The organism is Myxococcus sp. AS-1-15 (assembly GCF_020037055.1).
GTDB lineage: Bacteria > Myxococcota > Myxococcia > Myxococcales > Myxococcaceae > Myxococcus > Myxococcus fulvus.
This window is the reverse complement of the sequence record NZ_JAIQDF010000062.1, coordinates 1-1605: the sequence shown is the minus strand read 5'-3', so window position 1 is coordinate 1605 and position 1605 is coordinate 1. Positions and strand designations below refer to the sequence as shown.

Annotated in this window: 3 protein-coding genes; all 3 read right to left on the bottom strand. The window is 66.9% G+C overall.

From position 1 onward, the window contains the following. On the bottom strand, positions 1-404 hold a 404-nt coding region (locus tag K8625_RS43480), incomplete at its 3' end, for a major capsid protein (protein WP_223786098.1). A 168-nt stretch (positions 405-572) separates the two neighbouring features. Beyond that, positions 573-1334: a hypothetical protein gene (locus K8625_RS43475; protein WP_223786097.1), complete on the bottom strand. Its 762-nt coding sequence runs from the start codon at positions 1332-1334 to the stop codon at positions 573-575. A gap of 32 nt (positions 1335-1366) precedes the next feature. Next, positions 1367-1605 (bottom strand): hypothetical protein (locus tag K8625_RS43470; protein WP_223786096.1); only part of this gene is annotated, 239 nt, incomplete at its 5' end.

Below are 1605 nucleotides of genomic sequence, written 5' to 3'. Positions count from 1 at the left end.
CCCTCGAACTCGTCATTGGCACCGGTGCCGTTGACGAGCAGGTTGGCGTACTTGCGGCCCACCGCCTTGGCCTTGCCGGCAACCTGGAGGGCCTTCTGGTCGGTGGTGTCCGAGTGCGTCGCCTCGATGAAGTTGTCCACCTCGGCGTCGCCGATGATGCGCTTCAGCGCGCTCGTCACCTGGACGAAGGTGGTGGGCGACTTCGCGGTGATGGTGCCGCCGACGCCCAGCATCTGCACGTCGCCCAGCGAGGACTCGCGGTTGTAGACAATGGCCGGGCCTTCCACGGCTTCCCAGCGGAGGCGCTGGTAGAAGGCGTCGACGGTGACGATGTTGTCGATGATGCCGCCGACGAGGTCGTCCTGGCTGAGCTTGGCGGCTTCGACAAGGGTGATTGAAGGCATAGGAGTGCGCTCCTCCTCGGAGCGAGGGAATGCGAGACAGGCAGAAGGCGCGCCAAGGGCGGAGCTGCTGAAAGCCCTCTGTCATTCATGGACTGACGAAAGAGTGACTGCCTCCGGGAATCCCTCCCGGTTTGTCGTGGGCCGCATCCCGCGCACCCACGACGGGTGCTACTTCCTGCCCAACCCGCGCTGAATACGCTCCAGCGCGGTCATCTTGCCGCCCCCGGGAATCCCTCCCGGAGGCGCCCCCGGGGGCATCCCGCCGCCCGAGGAGCCCGTGCCCTTGAAGGCGCGGGTGAAGCGCGAGTCCTTCTTCAGCTCCACGACGTACTCGTCAACCGTCATGGGGCTGCCCGACTTGTTCTCACGAGGGTTCCCCTCGTCATCCACAACCCGGACCAGGAACTTCCCGGCCTCCTCCACCAGCACCACGTGAGGAGTCATGATGGGTAGCATCAACTCGATGGCTCCCTCATTTTTCGTGAGGGACTCGCGGACAGCGCCCTCGGCGAGTTGCTTGTGCAGCACGGACGTCAGGCGCTTCACCTCGGCGTCCTTGTCGCCCAGCGCCTTGGAGTGCTTCTCCTCCAGCGAGGTGCGCTCCTTCGCCCACGCCTCCGCGCCCTTGACGCCCTTCTGCGCGTCGGCGAGCTGGGTGCCCAGCTCCGCGAGGCGCTGCTCCACCTCCTCCGGCGTCTTCAGCCCCAGCTTCTCGAAGCCCGCCAGCTGGCCCTTCAGCGCCTTGTTGCTGTCGCGCTCCTTCCTCAGCGACCCGGTGAGGGCGGAGGTGTCCAGGCGCTTCGCCAAGTCGGCGTCGAGGACGTACTTCTCGGGCGCACCCTCCGTCGCATCCACCTTCGTGTAGAGCGCGCGGAGCTTCTCCGGCACCTCGTCCACCTTCTCCAGCTCCGGCTGCCACTCGAACGGCATGTGCTTCCTCTCCCTTCGTCAGCGCGGGCCGGCTACAACTTCGCCCGCTTGAAAGCTGCGGCATCCACCGCGTGCAACTGCTCCAACGTCAGCGTCTTCCCGCTGGCGTCGGTGAAGCGGCCCAGCGGAAGGCCTCCCTCACGCCAGAGCTGCGCGCGCGTCGGCCCGAGGACCTCGTCCTGGAAGGCCCGGGCCTGCTTGCGCAGCCAGTCCTCGTAGGAGAGTCCCTTCGGCACCTGGCCGACGTTCTCCCGCGTCCACTTCTGGCGCT

Bases quoted from the DNA above. Each gene is read 5' to 3' on its own strand.
- K8625_RS43475 (WP_223786097.1), bottom strand. From the start codon at position 1,334: ATGCCGTTCGAGTGGCAGCCGGAGCTGGAGAAGGTGGACGAGGTGCCG.